Raw genomic sequence first — 19,854 nt, 5'->3', positions numbered from 1 at the left:
GCGCTACCCGCGTTATGACAGAGAATCAGCCCTTCACCAACCCCTCAACCAGCTGCGTCACTGCCGCGAGCGCTGCCGGTAATTTATCCGGCTCACTCCCCCCCGCCTGGGCCAGGTCGGGGCGTCCCCCCCCCTTGCCACCGACCAGTGCGGCGAGTTCCTTGATCAGATTGCCGGCGTGAAGCTGCCCGACCAGATCCTTGCTCACCGCGACAAGCAGATTCACCTTCCCTGCAAAGACGCAACCAACGACGATTACCCCCGAGGGAACCCGTTCGCGCAGCCGGTCGGAGAACTCCCGCAACGCCTTGCCGTCCATCTCATCGACCTTGACCGCCAACACCTTGATCCCGGCGACATCCTGCATCTGCTCCAGCAGTTCCGCCGATTTTCCGACATTGAGTTGCGTCTGCAGATGGTCGATATCGCGCTCCAGCTCTTTCTGATGCTCCAGCATCTTGCGTAAACGCGATTCCAGCTGCCCGACATCACTCTTGACCAGCGCGGCGACGTCGCGCAACATTGCGTCGCGACGATTGACATAGTCAAGAGCAGCGCCACCGGTCAACGCCTCGATCCGCCGTACTCCGGCGGCGATGCCGGTTTCCTGCACAATGCGGAACAGGCCGATATCTCCGGCAGCGGACGTATGTGTGCCGCCACAGAGTTCCATACTGAAATCACCGGTGCGCACCACGCGGACACTATCCCCGTATTTTTCACCAAAGAGCGCCGTCGCTCCAGCGGCCAGTGCGTCTTCCTGCGACATTTCTCGCACGTCAACGGTGCCGTTTTCACGAATGCGGCGGTTAACCTCCTGTTCGACCCGAGCAATTTCTGCCGCGGTCATGGCAGAAAAGTGGGTAAAATCGAAACGCAACCGTTCCGGCGTAACCAGGGAACCGGCCTGTTTGACATGGTCGCCCAGAACGTCGACCAGCACCGCCTGGAGGATGTGGGTCGCGGTGTGATTGAGGCAGGTTGCCTGGCGTACCTCGCGGTCAACGGCAAGCTCGGCACTTTCGCCCTGCTGCACAGCACCGGAAACGATTTCGCCGACGTGGATAATCAACTCGGGGAGCGGACGGCGGGTCGTGTCAATCCGCACCTCGCCGCGTTCCGTGGCCAGCGTCCCGCGATCACCCGTCTGTCCGCCGGACTCACCATAAAAGGGAGTCAGTGAGGTGACAATTTCAACCCTGTCACCCTCTTCCGCCACACTGACCTGCTGGCCATCCTTGAGTATCGCCAGCACATTACCAAACCCGGTCAGCTCGCGATAGCCGACAAACTCGCTGTTGATCCCCGCTTCGTGGAGCTGGTGATAGATCGCCGAAACCGCCTCTTCGCCCGAACCTTTCCAGTTTTCCCGTGCTTTGGCGCGTTGCTCGGCCATGCAGCTGGCAAATCCCGCGGCGTCGATGCCGAGCCCTTCCTGGCGGACAATATCAGCCGTCAGATCGGTCGGGAAACCATAGGTGTCGTAGAGTTTAAACAGCACCGGACCGGGGATCTGCGCCCCGCCAGTGCGCTTGAGCTTCTCGACTTCTTCGTGCAGAATCCGCAGACCATTATCGAGCGTCTCCATGAAGCGCTCTTCTTCGGCGCGAATCACTTTTTTAATAAAACTTTCGCGCGCAATCAGCTCGGGATAGGCTTCCCCCATCAGCTCCTTGACCGCATCGACCACCTGAAAGAGGACTGGATCAGAAGCACCAAGCATCTTGGCATGACGCGCCGCCCGACGCATGATGCGCCGCAAAACATAGCCACGCCCTTCGTTGCTCGGCAGCGCCCCGTCGGCGATCAAAAAGGTCATCGCGCGGATGTGATCGGCAATCACCCGCAACGAGACATCGTCTTTGTCGTTGTCACCGTAGCTCTTGCCGACCAGCCTGACGATATGGCGGATGATCCCCTGCAACAGATCCGTGTCGTAGTTCGACTGCACCCCCTGCATGACGGTGGTGATCCGCTCCAGCCCCATCCCGGTGTCGACCGCCGGGTTCGGCAACGGTTCCAGGGTGCCGTCCGCCTGGCGATTGAACTGCATGAAAACATTGTTCCAGATCTCCATGTAACGGTCACAATCGCAGCCGACATTACATTGCGGATCAGCGCACGCCATTGCAGGGCCATTGTCCCAGAAAATCTCGCTGCATGGTCCACACGGCCCGGTATCTCCCATTGCCCAGAAGTTATCATCCTCAAAGCGGAAGATGCGCTCGCGCGGAACCCCTTCCTGCGTGTGCCAGAGATCGGCAGCCTCGTCATCATCGGTATAGACGGTCACGTAGAGACGATTTTTATCAAGACCGAGATCAACGGTGAGAAATTCCCAGGCGTAGGCAATAGCTTCTTTTTTGAAGTAATCCCCGAAAGAAAAATTACCGAGCATTTCAAAGAAGGTATGATGACGGGCGGTCCGCCCGACATTCTCCAGATCGTTATGCTTGCCACCGGCGCGAACACATTTTTGCGATGACACGGCACGTAGATAATCGCGCTTTTCCTGACCGAGAAAACAGTCCTTGAACTGATTCATCCCCGCGTTGGTAAAGAGCAAGGTCGGATCGTTATGCGGAATCAACGACGAAGATTCGACCACGGTGTGCCCGTGCCGGGAGAAATAATCGAGAAAGCGTTGACGGATTTCCTTGGCAGTCATCTTTGTGGTGGCGGTTGTCATCGTCCATCTACCCCTTTTGCAGTACCGACAAAATGTCACCGAGAGCAAACCCCCGGCGTTGAAAAAACTGGATCACCCGCCGCCGCTTACGGTCATCAGCAAGGTGGTGGTCATAATGTGGATAACGCCGTTCAAGCAGCTCGCGCAGCACGTCAAGCGGGGGATACTCAGCGGTGGCGGCGGTCATGGCCAGATCAATCAATTCGTCCGCTACCCCGCCACGTCGCAACTCCCACCCCAGCCGACTACCGACCGCTCGTCCCTCGCGCAGCAGCATCCGCGCCCGGTTCAGGGCGAAATGACGATCGTCAAGATAACCGAAATCGCGACAACGCTCCAGCGCCGCCGCGATCTCATCGTCGGGAAACTTCTTCTCTCGCAGCCGCCGGAGCAACTCCGACTCACTGCGATCACGCACGGTCAGCAGGCGTAACGCAGTGCTCAGCGCATCAGAAGCGCTCGACCGTTGCGCTGCCATCAGCGTCCGCCTTTTCCCCCTCAAACGCATCCCACGACTGGTCGGAAGTCGACGAGATACCGGAAACCTTCAGTTTGAAATCATCCGGGTTGGAACTCTGCCGCATCGCCTCTTCAAAAGTGATGAATTGCCGTTTGAACAGCAACAGCAGCGACTGATCGAAGGTTTGCATCCCGTAGGTCTCGTAGCCCTGCTGCATGGCATCCTTGATCTGACGGGTTCTTTCCTTGCTCTCGATCAGCTCCCGGGTGCGCGCGGTCGAAATCATAACTTCAACGGCCGGCACCCGTCCCTTGCCGTCGGCGCGCGGTACCAGTCGTTGGGAGATAATGCCGCGAATGACCCCGGCAATCTCGCCGCGAATCTGCTGCTGATGGTGCGGCGGAAAGACTGAAACGATCCGGTTGATCGTTTCGGTGGCATCGATCGTGTGCAGTGTCGACAGGACCAGATGCCCGGTTTCAGCCGCGTGCATCGCGGTTTCAATCGTCTCCATATCGCGCATCTCGCCGACCAGAATAACATCTGGATCCTGACGCAACGCGCTTCTGAGTGCCCCGGCATAACTTTCCGTATCAATCCCGAGTTCGCGCTGATTAATAATACTTTTTTTGTCACGATGCAAGTATTCGATCGGATCTTCAATGGTCACAATATGCGAGGTGCGGTTGGCATTGATATAATCGATCATCGCCGCCAGGGTGGTTGACTTTCCGGAACCGGTCGCTCCGGTGACCAGAATCAGGCCACGCTGCTCGTTGGCGATTTTCTTGATCACCGGCGGCAGGTTCAGGTCATCGACACCAAGGATATCGAATGGAATCGCGCGGAAAACCATCGATACCGTTCCCCGCTGCGAAAAGACGTTGGCGCGAAAACGCCCGAGACCGGGAACCCCGTAGGCCAGATCGACCTCGTGAATTTCCTGAAACAGCATCCGCTGCTTGTCGTTCATGATCTGGTCAGCCATCTTCATCATCTGCGTCCCATCGAGACGCGGAGCTTTCGGCAATGGCCGCAAGGCGCCGTCAATCCGGTACACCGGTGGCAGACCGGCTTTCAGGTGGATATCGGAGGCGCGGGATTTAAGTGCAATCCCCAGAATATCGTTCAGTTCCATCAAGTTGCTCCCTCATCACTTGGCTCTACCGACACGAGACTTAGCTTGGCGACAATTTTCTTTTCAATGGCCGTAGCAATGGCAGGGTTTTCAAGTAAAAATTGTTTCGAGTTTTCGCGCCCCTGACCGATCCGGTCGCCGTCAAAGGAGAACCAGGCCCCGCTCTTTTCAACGATCCCCTGTTCGACGCCGATATCGAGCATATCCCCCTCGCGGGAGATGCCGGTACCGTACATGATGTCGAATTCCGCTTCCTTGAACGGCGGCGCAACCTTGTTTTTGACGATCTTGACCCGCGTCCGTCCGCCAACCACGTCCTGCCCTTGCTTGAGTGCAGCGATGCGGCGAATATCCATGCGCACCGACGCATAGAATTTGAGTGCATTGCCACCGGTCGTGGTCTCGGGGTTGCCGAACATCACGCCGATCTTCATGCGAATCTGGTTGATGAAAATCAGGCTACAGTTCGACTTGCTGATCGTTCCGGTCAGCTTGCGCAGCGCCTGCGACATTAACCGCGCCTGTAACCCCATGTGTGAATCTCCCATTTCACCTTCAATTTCGGCACGGGGAACCAGCGCGGCGACCGAATCGACGACCAGCACGTCGATCGCCCCGCTGCGAATCAGGGTTTCGGTAATTTCCAGCGCCTGCTCACCGGTATCAGGTTGCGAAACGAGCAGATCGTCGGTCCTCACGCCAAGACGTTTGGCGTAACCGATATCGAGCGCATGCTCGGCATCGACAAAGGCGGCAATCCCCCCCTTCTTTTGCGCCTCGGCGACGATATGCAACGCCAACGTTGTTTTTCCGGACGATTCAGGGCCGTAGATTTCGATGATCCGCCCGCGCGGCACGCCGCCAACCCCCAACGCCAGGTCGAGGCTCAGTGCTCCGGTTGAAATAACCTCGATATCCGGCACGACATGGCCTTCGCCGAGGCGCATGATACTGCCTTTACCAAACTGCTTTTCAATCTGCGACATCGCCAGATCAATGGCCCGATCCCGATTCTGATCACTCATTTTTCACTAACCTCCACAGGGGAAGAAAAAAACCGTTCGATGCAGGTGCCTGCTCTGCGGATGCCCCCCGTTAACCGCCAAGCAACGCGACCCGGCGCGAAAGATGTTCCGCTCCGGTTGTTTGCAGTCGACTTTCGTATAACACCAGCCGCTTCACCTGCCAACTCACCACGGCAGTGCTTGCGGATGAAGCGAAGAACTCTGCGGCCACTGGTTGCGGATGACGCAACCGGCCCAGGGTCAGGTGCAAAGAGAAGGTGCCGGAGGCGGAGACGAGCCCGGCTTGCCGCCACCCGGCCAGCAACGTACGCTGCAAGTCAAGCAACGCTGGTGACGCCTCCAGCCCGAGCCAGAATCCCCGTGCCCAGCGCTCGCGCGGAAAGGCCCCGATTCCGGTCGCACGCACCGCGAACGGGGCGAACCGGGCACTTACCGATAGCATGATTGCGGCTATTTTATCAAGTGCTTCTTCCGGTTGATCGCCGAAAAAGCATAAGGTCAGGTGCAAGGTTTCCGGGCGCGTCCAGCGTGCCTGCGGGAAATGCCCCGCCAGTCGTCGCTGGATATCCGCAAGTGCGTTACGGACGTGCTCCGGCACCGGCAGCGCGACAAAACACCTGACCAGCGTTACGTCCGCACGATCGACTGCGGCGGCGCTCACCCCTGATTAACCGTGCCCGCTTGTGCTTCATCAAGTATGGTCGCCGACTGTAACAGATAACGTCGCAGCCATTCGAGCGCCATCATCGCAGTCATCAACCGCACCTGCGCGCGGTCGCCATGAAACAGGTAACGTCGCACCGTCTCCCCCTCAGCCGTTGCCAGGGCAATAAAAACGGTGCCGACCGGTTTCTCGTCCGTCCCGCCATCCGGTCCGGCGATACCGGTCACCGCCAAGCCCAGATCGGTCCGCGCCTGCTGGCGAATGCCACGTGCCATGTCCCGCGCGCACGCTTCGCTGACCGCGCCTGCACCCTCCAGGATGCGGTGCGAAACCCCCAGCCAATGATGTTTGGCCGCATTGGCGTAGGTTACCGCACCGCGTTCCAAAAAAGCTGACGCGCCGGGCAGATCGGTCAGCAGTTTGGCGATCAAGCCCCCCGTGCATGATTCCGCCAGTGCCAAAGTTTTTTCGGCAGCGGCCAGCGCCTTGCCCACCACACCGGGGAGGGTCTCATCATCGACAGCGACAAGATATTCACCGAACGCCACGCGGAGCGTCGCTGCGGCGGCAACCAGCGCATCAGCCTGCGCTCCGTCAGCCTTCAACTTGATCGTCACCAGCGGATATTCAACTCCGAACGCCACCCGCACCTGCGCTGGCAACGACAGCGTGTCGAGACGTTCTTCAACCTCCGGTTCAGGGAGCCCGAAGATGTGCAACCGTTTAAGCAGCAAAGGCAGACCAACGGCGTTTTCAATCACCGGCAGGACCGACGCCGTCAGCATCACCGTCATTTCCGACGGAACGCCGGGGAGAAAGAAACAACGACACCCGTTATGCTGCAACCAAAAACCCGGAGCGGTGCCGGTCGGGTTCGGGATAATCTCACTCTTGCGCGGCAGCAGTGCCTGCTTTTCGTTGCGCGGATGCATCGGCCGTTCGCGACGCACAAAAAAGTCGCGCACCCGGCGTAGCGCATCATCGTTCAGGGTCAGCGGTCGCTCGAAAGCGTTTGCCGCCGCCCGCGCGGTCAGATCATCAGCCGTCGGGCCGAGCCCGCCGGTGACAATCAGGGCATCGTAACCTGCCGTCAGGCGCAGCAGTGCCGTGGCGATGGCACCCTCGTCATCAGGTACCGTCGCCACTTCACGCAGTGCCAACCCGACATCGCCGAGCTGGCGGGCGATCCGTTGGGTGTTGGTATCAGCGAGCTCACCATTGAGGAGTTCGTCGCCGATGGTGAGAACGGCGATAGTGGGAGAGTTCATGATGTTTATTCCAAAACAAGAGGTGTTTTCACCACGCCGGGCACAACGAGCATGAAACAAAACGATTTTGCGGCTGGGCGAGAGCTTTTTCCAGCTGTGACAGCGCTTTGAGATATTCTTCTATGCGTTCAACCAGACATTCCCTGTCCATTGAATACTCCTTCAGTACACAACCGGTTAGCCAAAGAGCGTGAGCCATATTCACCGAGCGACCCGCTTGGTGTCCTTTGTATCTGCGTGGTGAGAACCTTAAACCAACAACCACAGACAGAGCCGCAACGCCACCGCCCCATAGACCCCTGCGACCACATCGTCAAGCACCACGCCGACGCCGTTCTTCATCTCTTTGTCGAAGTAACTGGCCGGCCACGGTTTAAAAATGTCGAAGACGCGAAACCAGCAGAAGCCACCGAGCAGTACCCACCAGGTGCAGGGCAGAAAAGCGACGGTGACCAGATAGCCGACCAGTTCGTCGATAACGATCCGACCATCATCGGCGGTCTGATAGAGTTTTCCGGCAGCATCCGCGACGACAAAACTGAGACAGAGGAGCGCCAGCCAGCTCAGACCGTAGAGCCAGGCGGGCCAGGAAGAAACGAGCCAGAAGAGCGGCAGCCCGGCGAGGGTGCCGATCGTGCCGGAGGCGACCGGAGCATAACCAAGGCCGCCATTAGTGGCGAGAAAGAGGGTCAACCAACGGGGCATTTCAAGCCTTCCAATCGTGCGCCGCGCTGGCGATCTCGGCCAGCCGGTAGACGTCGGCAAGGGGACGCTGATGACGGCGCGCCACCTCGCGGCAGCTGTCATATTCGGGGGTGACACGCACCAGGGCGTCGCCATCGAAGAGCAGCTTGACCTGCACCTCACCGAGTTCTGTCGTCAGCGTCGCCGCCGCGCGACGCAACTTGTAACGGGTGGTTTCGTAACAACGCACGCCAATCGCGCTGCTGTGATGCAGCAACTGTCGAGCAAGCAGCTCGCGCTGCTTAAGCGATGCAATCACCGTGATGCGCACGCCGGGACGATTTTTTTTCATCTGTAATGGCGCATAAGCAACATCGAGTGCCCCCGCATCGAAGAGGCGCTCCATCAGATCCCCGAGCCATTCGGGGTTAGCGTCGTCAAGATGGGTTTCGATCACTGCAACCTGATCGGTTTCAAGCCCGGCGATTCCGCCATGCTGCGCGAGAAATCCACGCAAGACGTTCGGTCGCTCTTCGGGATCGCGGCTGCCGACCCCGTAACCAACCCGTACGGGGACGCAAGGGGGAAAGGACCCGAACGTTGCGACCTCGGCGACAATCGCCGCACCGGTCGGCGTCACCAGCTCCTGATTTCCGGCAACGAACTGTAGCGGCACACCACTCAGCAATTCAAGGGTGGCCGGTGCCGGCAACGGATAATTGCCGTGCCGGGTCGTCACCATTCCCCGGGTCAGCGGCAGTGGCGCACAAACGATCTGTGCGGGAGCGAGGGTCGTCAGGCCGATGGCAGCACCAACAATATCGATGATCGAGTCAAGGGCACCGACTTCGTGAAAGTGAACCTCCTCCGGCGTCGTCCCATGCACCCTGGCTTCAGCGACAGCGAGACGCCGAAAAATCCGCCGGGCCAGATCACGCACCGGCATAGCGAGGGAACTTTCCGCCAGCAGGGTATCGATGGCGCGCCACGTCCGGTCAGCGGTCTGTTCTTCAGCGTGGACCAGACAGCGGGTGCCCGCAATCCCCCGACGTTTTTCACGCTGCCATTCAAGCTGGTAAGCGGGGAGCGGAAGGCATGCCAGTTGCGCCTCGAAAGCGGCAACGTCAACACCGAGATCGACCAGTAAACCAAGGAACATATCGCCGGAGATTCCGGCAAACGGGTCGAGACAAAGGATCATGCGCAGTGTTCCCGGTTGATCCGGGCAGCGGCGCAGGCCGCACCGAAACCGTTGTCGATATTCACCACCGTAACCCCGCTGGCGCAGGAATTGAGCATCCCCAGCAGCGCCGCGACCCCGCCGAAGGCGGCACCGTAGCCAACCGAAGTCGGCACCGCGATCACCGGCACTGCAACCAGTCCACCAACCACCGACGGCAGCGCCCCTTCCATCCCGGCGACGACAATAATTACGCTCGCCCGACCGAGTGCGTCACTTTGAGAGAGGATCCGGTGGATCCCGGCAACACCGACATCGACCAGCTCTTCGACGTCATTACCGAACAGCCGCGCGGTCGTCGCCGCTTCACGCGCCACCGGCAAGTCGGAGGTTCCGGCGCAGATGACCAGCACTGTACCGCGCCCGGTCGCCTTGATCAGCTGCGTTTTCAACACAAATGTACGCCCGACCGGGTCATATTCACCGGCAGGAAAAGAGGCACACAGCACCTCCCCCTTCCCGGCATCGATCCGCGTCGCGAGGACATTCTGTTGCCCGGTCGCCATCCGTCCGATGATCATCTCCAGCTGTTCACAACTCTTGTGTTCCCCCCAGATAACCTCGGGGAACCCCTGACGTAGCGCCCGGTGATGATCAATACGCGCAATACCGACATCCTCGAACGACAACAGCCGGAGACGTTCCATGACAGCGTTGACGCCGATATCACCGCTCTGCAGTTCGCGCAGGATTCTTTCGAGTTCGGTGGGGTTCATAAACGTTCATATCCTTACGTCGGGGGGATAGGATTGATAAATACTTCACGCGGTCGGCTGGTGCCATCCGATGGGCCAACGATCCCTTCCTGTTCCATCTTTTCAATCATCCGCGCGGCGCGATTATAACCAACCCGCAACCGCCGCTGCACCATTGAGATCGACGCCTGTTTGGTCTCGGCGACCAGTGCCAGCGCCTCATCCCACTTTTCATCGTAGTCATCATCGGCATCTTCCGTGCCGCCATCGGTGCCGCTGGCCGAAGCGCTGAGGATCATTTTGTCGTAATCAGGACGCCCTTGTTTTTTGAGGAAATCAACCACCCGCTGCACTTCCAGTTCGGAGACGAAAGCGCCGTGAATACGCTGCAAAACCCCGGTTCCGGGGGGCAGAAAAAGCATATCCCCCATCCCCAGCAGCGTCTCGGCACCCATCGAATCGAGGATGGTGCGTGAATCGGTGCGCGAGAAGACCTTGAACGACATCCGGGTCGGAAAGTTGGCCTTGATCAGGCCGGTGATAACATCGACACTTGGTCGCTGGGTGGCAAGGATCAGGTGAATGCCGGAGGCCCGCGCCATCTGCGCCAGGCGAGCAATGGACTCCTCGATTTCACGCCCGGCGACCATCATCAGATCGGCAAGTTCATCAACAATCACAACAATATAGGGGAGGTGCCCATGGTCGAGGACCTCGTCCTCGGCCAGCTCGATCTCCGGCAATTCGTCTTCCAGCTCATCGACCACCGGCACCACCAGTGCACCGGCGGCCACTCGCCCAAGGCGCTCTTTTTCTTCCTTGGCGATCTTTTTGTTGTAACCATCGATATTGCGAACCCCCTTGTCGGACATCAACTTGTAGCGTCGTTCCATTTCACGTACGGCCCAGTTGAGCGCCAGCGCGGCTTTCTTGGGATTGGTCACCACTGGCAGCAGCAGCTGTGGAATCCCCTCGTAAATCGACAATTCCAGCATTTTCGGATCGACCATAATGATCCGCACATCCTCGGGGCGGGCGCTGTAAAGAAGGGACAAGACCATCGTGTTGATCGACACCGACTTGCCACTGCCGGTCGATCCGGCGACGAGCAGATGGGGCATTTTGGCCAGATCGGAAACAACCGTGCGGCCAAAGATATCCTTCCCCAGCGCCATCGGCAACCGCCCGCCAGTCCTCTGAAACTCCTGACTTTCCAAAATCTCCTTGAGATAGACCGTTTCGCGCTCTTTGTTCGGAATCTCGATGCCGACCACACCGCGTCCCGGAATCGGCGCGACAATACGGATCGAATGGGCTGACAACGCCAGCGCCAGATCGTCGGAAAGTCCCGCAATCTTGTTGACTTTAATCCCCGGCGCCGGAGCGAATTCGTACATCGTCACCACCGGTCCCGGCTTGACCTCAACGACCTCTCCGGTGACCCCGAAATCCTGAAGTTTCTTTTCCAGAAGCCGGGCGTTCATCATCAATGCATCGCGGTCGATCGGCTTCGGCGGCGCGCCTTCGTGGTCGAGCAATGCCAAGGTTGGAACATGATAGGTTCCGGACGGTTCGAGAAAGGCAAATGTTTCCTGCGCCGCATCGACCGACTGTTTGCTCCTGGTCTTTTTTACTGCTTGCGGCGCGGGGAGAGCCACCGCTTCGGGCATGACGACGATTGGCGGTATCAGCTTGCGCTGTTTCCCCGCCTTGCCGCGCAGCATGCTCTTCTCCATGCGGCGTTCCCGGAGCAATTCAAGGTAAGCGCCGAAGCGGGCCAGTAATCCTTCCAGAAAAAGGACCAGCGAGAAGCGCGCTACCAGCAGCACGGCGGCCAGAAAAAAAACACTGAGAACGATCGCCGCACCGGTCGTGTTCAGGTAGCTGGAGAGGGTCGCCACCAGCAGTCGCCCGATCGCCCCGCCCGCCTCGCTGACCTCCTGGTCAAACAGCTGAATCGGGCCAAAGCGCAATGCGATAAGCCCCGAAAAAGAAAACAACAACAGAAAAAAGGCCGCGCCTTTATAAAAACGCACCTTTACATCGCGAAATTTAAGCAGGCGCCAGGCAAAAATAAAACAGGCCAGCGGCAACAGGTAGGAAGTGACTCCGAACAATTGCAGAAAGATATCCGCCAGATGCGCGCCAACGACGCCGCCGAAATTATTCACTGTTGGCGGATGCAGATTATTATTGAACGAGGGATCGTTGCCGTAAAAGGACAACAGGCTCAGCAACAGGAAGAGTCCCGCGCCTGCCCAAAAAAATCCGGCGATTTCTTTCTGGAGATGGTCGCGCAAAAAGAGTTTCGATTCCGAACCCATAAACCTTGCTCCGATTAAATCAGCGAAATGGCCAGAAACGTTCCACCGATTATCCAACAATATACGGCAAAAGCAAAGAGGCGTTTTTTACGCACCACTGCCAGCAACCAGTGGATCGCCAGCAGACCGGTGACAAACGAGGTCACCATCCCGAGCAAACAGGCCGGGACTGCGGTGCTGTTCAACTGGGCCAGGTCCCCCAGCGACAGCAGGGTCGCCCCGCCGACTGCCGGCAACGCCAGCAAAAAAGAGAAGCGCGCCGCCGTCTCACCGTCAACCCCCTTGAACAACAGTGTAGCGATTGTCGAACCGGAACGCGAAATCCCCGGAATAATTGCCAGCCCCTGGACCGTACCGACCACCAGCGCGTCACTGACGGTCAGCTTGTCGATCATCCGTCCTGAGCGTTCCGCAGTTTTTATCCGTTCGGCAGCGTAGAGAATCGTCCCGGTCACCAGCAGCATCACTGCGGTTACGATCGGCTGTTCAAACAGCCCGGTCAGAAAATCCTTGAAGGTCAAGCCGATGACAGCCGTCGGCACCGACGCCAGAATAATCAGCAGCAGCAGGCGCCGATAGACCTGATAGTCGGCGCCGCGTCGAAACGGCGCGACGATCAGCTTGCCAATTTCCAGGCGAAAATAAAGCACCACCGCAGCCATCGTCGCCACATGGAGCAGGACATCAAAAGCCACCCCCGGCTGATGAAAACCGGGCAACAGCTGCTGGGCCATCACCAGGTGCCCGGAGGAAGATACCGGCAGGAATTCGGTCAGCCCCTGCAAGGCGCCGAGAAAGATTGCTTCCCAGATTGACATCATATCAACACAATTCTCCAGATTGGTCCGCGCGTGACCGCGTGCGGTCCGCGAACAGGTTGGTTACAGTTCCAGCACCACCGGCAGAATGAGTGGTCGCCGTTCAATCGATTTAATAAAAAAGCGCCGCAGCGCCTTGCGAACGTCAATGCGGAGTTCTTCCAGGTCGGTCAGCGCCGCGACACTGTGTTCGCTGAAGACTCCGCGCACAATCTCGGCAGCGGCCGCGAGGTAGTCCCCCCGCTCTTCTTCCGGAACGAATCCACGGGTAAAGAGTTCCGGGCCATAGAGCAGTGCACCGGTCAAACGATTGACCGCCAGCAACGCCACCACCAGGCCATGATGAGCCAGGTGGCTGCGATCACGTAACTGCACCGCCCCGACATCACCGACCCCTTTGCCATCGATGAATATCCGACCGCTCTCAAACGTCCCGGCATTACTCGCTCCGTTGACGGAAAAGCGTGCGGATTGCCCGTTTTCGAGCACCAGCGCGCGCTCCGGAGCGACTCCCATGGCGACCGCCAGACGCGCGTGTTTGACTAGATGACGATATTCACCGTGAATCGGCACAAACGACTGCGGCCGGGTTAGCGCCAGAACCTGTTTGAGCTCTTCGCGACTGGCATGTCCGGAAACATGAATCTCACTGGTTGTTTCGTAGTGAACCTCGGCCCCACGGCGATACAAATGGTTAATCATGTCGGTGATCGCCTTCTCGTTGCCGGGGATCTGCCGCGACGACAGGATGACAGTATCCCCCTCTTCAATCTGCAACTGAGCGTGATCGTCGCGGGCCATGCGCGCGAGGACGGACAAAGGTTCCCCCTGACTGCCGGTCGTTAACACCAGGGTCTGTTCCGGTGGCAATTGTTTGAGCTGGGCGAGATTGATCAGCAGATCATCAGCGATGTTCAAGTATCCGAGTTGTCGCGCCACAGCCGTGCTGGTGACCATACTGCGACCGTGAATCAAAACCTTCCGCCCGTGCGCCTGGGCAGCCTCCAGAACCTGACAAATACGGGCGATGTGCGAAGAGAAGGTGCCAATATAGATGCGCCGCGAACAGGTCGGCAGGAGTCGCTGCAGCGCCGCCCCCACGGTCTGTTCCGAAAGGGTATACCCTGCGCGCTCGACGTTGGTCGAATCGGAGAGCAGCAGCAACACCCCCTCTTCACCGTAGGCCGCCAGACGTGCCAGATCGGTCGTTTCGCCATCGACCGGGGTCGGATCGAGCTTAAAATCGCCGGTGTGTACCACCAGCCCGGCTGGAGTACGGATTCCCAACCCGACCCCGTCGACGATCGAATGGGCAGCGCGAAAGAATTCGACCTGGAACGGTCCCAGGATCACCTCATCACGCGGGCGGATAACATGCGTGGTTACCCCGCTGAGATTGAACTCACGCAGTTTGGCCTGGAGCAGGCCGATGGTCAGGGCGGTCGCGTAGATTTCCGGTTTGCCCAGCTGACGCCACAGATAGGAGACCGCACCGATATGATCTTCGTGACCATGGGTCAGCACCAGTCCAACGATATCGGCACTGCGCCGGGTCAGCAGGCCGATCTCGGGAACGACCAGATCGACGCCGAGCATGGCCGGTTCAGGAAACATCAACCCGCAATCGATAATCAGCAGTTTACCGTCATATTCGAGCGCCATCAGATTGAGTCCGATTTCACCCAGTCCCCCGAACGGCAACAAGCGGATCGCACCGTTGTCGTTCTTCACCTGACGGACTCCAGCGCCTGCGCAATTGAGGCGCGAACTTTCTCCATCAGTACACTCCGGTCATCGATGTGGACGGTTTCAATCGGCGACAGCAGTTCAAGGCGGATTGACCCTCCCCGCACCCGGTAGCCATTTTTCGCCATGACCTCGGCGCTGCCGGAAATCGCCACCGGCACGATCACTGCGCCAGCCTGCATCGCCATCGTAAAGCCCCCCTTTTTGAACGGTTGCAAGCGACCATCGAGGCTGCGGGTACCTTCGGGGAAAATAATCACCGAGGTTCCTGCGGCAATCCGGCGCGCCGCTTCGTCGAGGCTGGCAATCGCCTCTTTGCGGTCGGTGCGGTCGATCGGAATATGCCCGATGCTGCGCATGCAGAAACCGAACAACGGCACGCGAAACAGTTCCACCTTGGCCAGCCAGCGAAATTGTCTGGAGATCCCGACATACAGCGCGGGAATATCAAAATTGCCCTGATGGTTGGGCATGTAGATCACCGCCCGGTCGCGGGGAACACGTTCACCGCCGACCACGTGCAGACGTACCCCCCCCATGAGCAGACAGATACGCGCCCAATAAAACGTGTAGTTGTGAAAATAATCAGGATTAATCAGTGTCAGGGGCAGGCCGGTCAGCATAAAAAAAATTGTAACCAGCGTAAATCCGCCCATGAAATAAAGTGTACGCAACATCGTCCAGAAAACTCCGTCTGCAAATAAACTTGCAGTCTAGGGAAGTTGGTGGGGGGAGTCAACCATTTCCACAATCGATTGTGTTCCCGCTTTACAGCCTCGCTGCTTTCCGCTAGACTCACTTTTGATGCACCTGCAAAAAAGAATGAGATGGCTAAGCAAAAATTTCGTCCTGCAAGGCTTGGTGGTTTTTCAGGGGCGAAGGCCTACATCAGGTAGGTCGCAGCTTAACGCCGTAGGCCGTACTTTTTTGCGACGCCATCACTTTTCGAGCATATTTATTTCGCACAAGGAGGCAGCAGACAATGTCCGTTAACAAGGTTATTCTGGTCGGCAATCTGGGAAAAGATCCGGAGCTGCGCTACACCCCGTCAGGCGTCGCGGTGGCAACCTTTTCCGTGGCAACCTCTGAGCGATTCAAAAATCGTGACGGGGAACAGCAGGAAAAAACCGAATGGCATAATATCGTTGCCTGGCGGCAGTTGGCCGAAATTTGCGGCAAGTACCTGCAAAAAGGGAAACAGGTTTATATTGAAGGAAAGATTCAAACCCGTTCCTACGATGACCGCGACGGTAACAAACGCTATATGACGGAAATCGTCGCCGACCAGATGCAGATGCTGGGACAGCGTGGCGAAAGTGGCAGCAGCAATAGCGGGGGAGGTTATCAACAACACCAGCAGCGACCGGCGGATAATTTCAACCAGAGTCGGGACAACAACCAGGCCGCAAGTTCACCGGACAACAGCTTCAATGAACCCCCCTTTAACCCGGATGATGATATCCCGTTCTGAGACCTGCTGCGATGATTGAAAAACGTCGACAACTCTTCCTGGCCGTTCTCCAGGACCGTGATGAAGAGACGCGGGCGATTGCCGCTGAAGCGCTGAATGCCCTCGATGCGGCACGCAGTCTGGAGTATCTGCTTAAGATCCTGCGTACAGGTGATCGTGGCCAGCGCATGCGGGCCATCTTTGCGTTGGAAAAGTTTGAATCGGCGCAGGTTTTTAAACCGCTGCTGAGTGAACTTGAAAGCAACGATGCCGATATCCGTGGTGCGGCGGCACAGGTGCTGGGCAACAAATGTCACCCGAAAACGATCGGCTCGCTGGTTAAACTGCTCAAGGACCCGCAACCGTCAGTGCGTGTCCATGCCTCCGCAGCACTCGGCAATTTCCGCGATCCCCGTCTGGTGCCCTACCTGACGCCGCTGCTCGCCAGCGATGACGACCGTCTGGTGCTGGCGACCGCTGCTTCTCTGGGCAAAATCGGCAGTCCCGACGCCCAGGACGCCCTGGCACCGCTGATCAGTGCCCCCCGCCCGGAAATTCGTCGGGCGGCGGTCAAAGCTCTCGCCGCCCTGCGCTGCTGAGTTCCATCACTTGTCACCGGCGCGAACAAAACGATAACCACGCCCCCGCACGGTTTGAAAATGGATAGGGGTTGCCGGGTCGGCTTCGAAATAGCGCCGCAGACGCACGACGAAGTTGTCCAGAGTGCGCGTTTCGGTATCAGGACTTACCCCCCAAACCGCCTTGAGCAGCTGTTTACGCTCGACGATCCGTCCCTCATGACGAATAAAATAATCGAGCATCCGTACTTCAAGCTCGGTCAGAACAATCTCCCCGGCGGCTGTTTCCGCGCGCTGTTCATGCAGATGGACAGTGTTGCCACCAAAAACGTACGTTGTTTGCGCGCTGTCAGCCGGGCGATACCACTCGGAGCGCCGTAACATCCCTTCCACCCGCAACAGGAATTCGTCGAGGCTGAACGGTTTGGCCAGATAGTCGTCAGCACCGGCCTTGAGGCCTTCCACCCGGTCCACCTCGGCACCACGCGCGGTCAGCATCAGGATCGGTAGCCGCGGGTCGATAGCGCGTAACTGGCGACACACCTCAAAACCGTCAATGCCGGGCAACATCAAATCCAGAATCACCAGGACGACATCGCCGGTCAGGACGGACAAAGCCTCTTCGCCGGTTTCAACGTGGGTGACCCGAAACCCCTCCGCCTCCAGATTATAAATCAACCCGCAGGCAATATTCGGTTCATCCTCCACCAGCAGGATATGCGCATCACTCATCCCGTTCTCCCTGCGGGCGGAGCGGCAACTTAATGTAAACAGCGGTTCCCTGTCCCTCACCGGCACTCTCCAACCAGACCTTCCCTTTAAAACGGCGCACCGTCGCACCGACAATAAACAGACCGAGACCGCTGCCGCGAACCGATTTCTTGTCCTGCGGTTTGACCCGGTAAAACATATTGAAGACTTTACGCTGATGCTCGCGGGCGATTCCACGCCCCCGGTCGGCAACCACCAATAACGCATATTTCGCACGGGATTGCAGACGAACCGTAATGCGTGGGGCCCCTTCAGAGTAGAGGATGGCGTTTTCAAGCAGGTTGCGCAGAACCGTCTCCATCATGTCCGGGTCAAACGACACGTACAGGTCGGACTCAACCGAGAGTTCCATCGTCCCGGCATGGGGGAGGGAATACTGCCGGGAACCGAAGTACCTTTCGATAAATTGAGAAAAGTTTTGCGTCGAGTAATGTTGCAGGGTCGTGCGCTGTTCCAGATGATGGGCTGACAACAGGTTATCGATCAGATTGTTCAGGCGTTCGCTGTCTGCCAGCATGGTATCGATAAATACATCCATCTTTGCCACACTCGGTCGACGCCGGCGAATTGTTTCAAGATGCAATTGCAGCGACGCCACCGGCGATTTAAGTTCGTGGGTGACCTGAGAAATAAAATTTTTCTGGGCGCGATAAAGTGCGGCCTGTCGACTCCAGAAAAGAAAAATAACATAAACCCCGACCAGAATCGCAACCAGCAACAGCAGTCCTTCGAACAGGATTACCCAGTCGACCCCCCCCTGGAGCAGTTCCGGACTGTATTTTTCCGCCACATCACGAAATTTCCGGTGGGCGCCCATAAACCAGTAGATCCACAGCACCACCAGCAGAATCCACACCAGTTGCACGGCAATGAAGGTGATCAAGGGATTAATAATACGTCCAAATACTTTCATACGCTATCTATTATCATTCCCACCGAACCGCGACAAGGAGAAAGGTCACAAAAGATGGCGTCGCAAAAAGTCCGCCCTCCGGCGTTACGCTGGTTTTTCAGGACCTCGACCTACCTGATGTAGGTCTTCGCCCCTGAAAAACCACCAAGCCTTGCAGGACGAAATTTTTGCTTAGCCATCTCATGCTTTTTTGCGAGTGCATCATAAAAGTAACAAGATGTTTTTACACAACTATTACAATTGACGACGCTCCCTTCTGCTATGCTTCCGTTAACTACAAACCGACCCAAAAAGGACCTATCCCATGAGTAGCCCCTCATTGACAATCGGCAAACATAGTGTTCCCTACCCCTTGATTCAAGGCGGCATGGGGGTGCGGGTTTCCGCCGCCAACCTGGCCGGCGCGGTGGCCAAATGTGGCGGCATCGGACTGATCGCCACCGCCGGCCTCGGCCTTAACAGCCCGCACTTTGACGGTAAAAACTTCTTTTCCGCCGACCCTGCGGCGCTCAAGGATGAACTGCGCAAGGCGTATGCAATCGCCCCCGACGGGGTCATCGGCACCAACTGTATGGTCGCCGTTTCGAACTACGAAACGATCGTTCGCGCATCGTGTGAGGGGGGCGCCAAGATCATTGTCAGCGGTGCCGGTCTGCCCCTCAACCTCCCCGAACTGACCGCCGATTTCCCCGATATCGCGCTGGTGCCGATCGCGTCTTCCATCAAGGCCGCTGAATTGATCGCCCGCAAATGGAACAAAAGCTACCATCGCCTGCCGGACGCCGTCGTCGTCGAAGACCCCGACACTGCCGGGGGGCACCTCGGTGAGAAAATGGAAAAGATCGGTGACGGCAGCTACGATCAGTATGCAACAGTCCGGGGTGTCAAAACCTATTTTCAGGAAATGTGGGGGGTTGATATTCCGGTTATCGCCGCTGGCGGAATCTGGGATCGCGCCGACCTGTTGCACGCCCTGGCCGAAGGGGCCGACGGCGTGCAGATGGCATCACGTTTCGTCTGTACTGAAGAGTGTGATGCCTCTGACGAATTCAAACAGATGTATCTCGACTGCCGTAAAGAGGATATCGGGTTGATCATGAGTCCGGCCGGGCTTCCCGGTCGCGCCATCCTCACCCATTTTGATAAAATTCGTGAGCGCGACGTCGCACTGAATCTGCGGTGTCCAACCGCCTGCCTGAAGAAATGTACCTACAAATCGTCACAAGAACGCTTCTGTATCGTCCACGCCCTCGACCGGGCACAACGTGGCGACACCGAAACCGGACTGGTTTTCTGCGGCACCAATGCCTGGAAAGCCGACAAAATCACCACCGTCCAGGCAATCTTCAACGAACTGTTTGATCTCTAAATTGTACCGGCCACGGCGGAAA

Annotated in this window: 18 protein-coding genes; 3 read left to right on the top strand and 15 right to left on the bottom strand. The window is 57.8% G+C overall.

The features are described from left to right. Positions 1 to 25: 25 nt before the first annotated feature. From alaS to K0A93_02210, 13 genes are all read right to left on the bottom strand, one after another. Positions 26 to 2,668, bottom strand: a complete 2,643-nt coding sequence (gene alaS / locus K0A93_02270) for an alanine--tRNA ligase (GenBank protein MBW6510930.1) — start codon at positions 2,666 to 2,668, stop codon at positions 26 to 28. 28 nt (positions 2,669 to 2,696) lie between these two features. Then, a complete protein-coding gene (locus K0A93_02265; GenBank protein MBW6510929.1) occupies positions 2,697 to 3,167 on the bottom strand; it encodes a recombination regulator RecX in 471 nt (156 codons plus the stop codon). After that, positions 3,139 to 4,287 (bottom strand): type IV pilus twitching motility protein PilT, encoded by a 1,149-nt coding sequence (locus tag K0A93_02260; GenBank protein MBW6510928.1) that lies wholly within the window; start codon positions 4,285 to 4,287, stop codon positions 3,139 to 3,141. The genes K0A93_02265 and K0A93_02260 overlap by 29 nt, the downstream gene beginning before the upstream one ends. After that, on the bottom strand, positions 4,287 to 5,312 hold the full coding sequence (recA, locus tag K0A93_02255) for a recombinase RecA (GenBank protein MBW6510927.1): 1,026 nt from the start codon (positions 5,310 to 5,312) through the stop codon (positions 4,287 to 4,289). Before recA ends, K0A93_02260 begins: the two co-directional genes overlap by 1 nt. Positions 5,313 to 5,382: 70 nt before the next feature. Further along, positions 5,383 to 5,973 carry an RNA 2',3'-cyclic phosphodiesterase gene (thpR, locus tag K0A93_02250; GenBank protein MBW6510926.1) on the bottom strand — a complete coding sequence of 197 codons (591 nt, stop codon included), beginning with the start codon at positions 5,971 to 5,973 and terminating at the stop codon, positions 5,383 to 5,385. Next, positions 5,970 to 7,244: a CinA family nicotinamide mononucleotide deamidase-related protein gene (locus K0A93_02245; protein MBW6510925.1), complete on the bottom strand. Its 1,275-nt coding sequence runs from the start codon at positions 7,242 to 7,244 to the stop codon at positions 5,970 to 5,972. The genes thpR and K0A93_02245 overlap by 4 nt, the downstream gene beginning before the upstream one ends. A 249-nt stretch (positions 7,245 to 7,493) precedes the next feature. Continuing rightward, a complete protein-coding gene (locus tag K0A93_02240; protein MBW6510924.1) occupies positions 7,494 to 7,949 on the bottom strand; it encodes a phosphatidylglycerophosphatase A in 456 nt (151 codons plus the stop codon). Position 7,950: 1 nt separating this feature from the next. Beyond that, positions 7,951 to 9,129, bottom strand: coding sequence for a nickel pincer cofactor biosynthesis protein LarC (gene larC, locus K0A93_02235; protein MBW6510923.1), 1,179 nt, complete (start codon positions 9,127 to 9,129; stop codon positions 7,951 to 7,953). After that, a complete protein-coding gene (gene larB, locus K0A93_02230; GenBank protein MBW6510922.1) occupies positions 9,126 to 9,884 on the bottom strand; it encodes a nickel pincer cofactor biosynthesis protein LarB in 759 nt (252 codons plus the stop codon). Before larB ends, larC begins: the two co-directional genes overlap by 4 nt. A gap of 14 nt (positions 9,885 to 9,898) precedes the next feature. Continuing rightward, on the bottom strand, positions 9,899 to 12,187 hold the full coding sequence (locus tag K0A93_02225) for a DNA translocase FtsK 4TM domain-containing protein (GenBank protein MBW6510921.1): 2,289 nt from the start codon (positions 12,185 to 12,187) through the stop codon (positions 9,899 to 9,901). A 14-nt stretch (positions 12,188 to 12,201) separates the two neighbouring features. Further along, positions 12,202 to 13,005, bottom strand: coding sequence for an undecaprenyl-diphosphate phosphatase (locus K0A93_02220; protein ID MBW6510920.1), 804 nt, complete (start codon positions 13,003 to 13,005; stop codon positions 12,202 to 12,204). Positions 13,006 to 13,068: 63 nt separating this feature from the next. After that, the gene (locus K0A93_02215) at positions 13,069 to 14,709 is read right to left on the bottom strand and encodes a ribonuclease J (protein ID MBW6510919.1); all 1,641 of its coding nucleotides are present in this window, start codon (positions 14,707 to 14,709) and stop codon (positions 13,069 to 13,071) included. A gap of 23 nt (positions 14,710 to 14,732) precedes the next feature. Next, positions 14,733 to 15,428 carry a 1-acyl-sn-glycerol-3-phosphate acyltransferase gene (locus K0A93_02210; protein ID MBW6510918.1) on the bottom strand — a complete coding sequence of 232 codons (696 nt, stop codon included), beginning with the start codon at positions 15,426 to 15,428 and terminating at the stop codon, positions 14,733 to 14,735. 305 nt (positions 15,429 to 15,733) lie between these two features. Here K0A93_02210 and K0A93_02205 point away from each other — a divergent pair, with 305 nt between their 5' ends. Beyond that, positions 15,734 to 16,222, top strand: coding sequence for a single-stranded DNA-binding protein (locus K0A93_02205; GenBank protein ID MBW6510917.1), 489 nt, complete (start codon positions 15,734 to 15,736; stop codon positions 16,220 to 16,222). An 11-nt stretch (positions 16,223 to 16,233) separates the two neighbouring features. Beyond that, positions 16,234 to 16,800 (top strand): HEAT repeat domain-containing protein, encoded by a 567-nt coding sequence (locus K0A93_02200; GenBank protein MBW6510916.1) that lies wholly within the window; start codon positions 16,234 to 16,236, stop codon positions 16,798 to 16,800. A 6-nt stretch (positions 16,801 to 16,806) separates the two neighbouring features. Here K0A93_02200 and K0A93_02195 read toward each other — a convergent pair whose 3' ends face one another. Together K0A93_02195 and K0A93_02190 are read right to left on the bottom strand one after the other, a co-directional pair. Beyond that, positions 16,807 to 17,511: a response regulator transcription factor gene (locus tag K0A93_02195; protein ID MBW6510915.1), complete on the bottom strand. Its 705-nt coding sequence runs from the start codon at positions 17,509 to 17,511 to the stop codon at positions 16,807 to 16,809. Further along, on the bottom strand, positions 17,504 to 18,463 hold the full coding sequence (locus tag K0A93_02190) for a HAMP domain-containing histidine kinase (protein MBW6510914.1): 960 nt from the start codon (positions 18,461 to 18,463) through the stop codon (positions 17,504 to 17,506). Before K0A93_02190 ends, K0A93_02195 begins: the two co-directional genes overlap by 8 nt. A 304-nt stretch (positions 18,464 to 18,767) precedes the next feature. On the opposite strand from K0A93_02190, the gene K0A93_02185 reads away from it, so the two are divergent. Beyond that, entirely contained in the window at positions 18,768 to 19,832 is a 1,065-nt protein-coding gene (locus K0A93_02185; GenBank protein MBW6510913.1) for a nitronate monooxygenase family protein, read from the top strand. Positions 19,833 to 19,854 lie beyond the last annotated feature (22 nt).

It is taken from the genome of Desulfuromonadaceae bacterium (assembly GCA_019429445.1).
In the GTDB taxonomy this organism is placed as follows: Bacteria; Desulfobacterota; Desulfuromonadia; order Desulfuromonadales; family JAHYIW01; genus JAHYIW01.
Note: the sequence above shows the minus strand (reverse complement) of the source record. Positions and strands in the feature narration are given on the sequence as shown.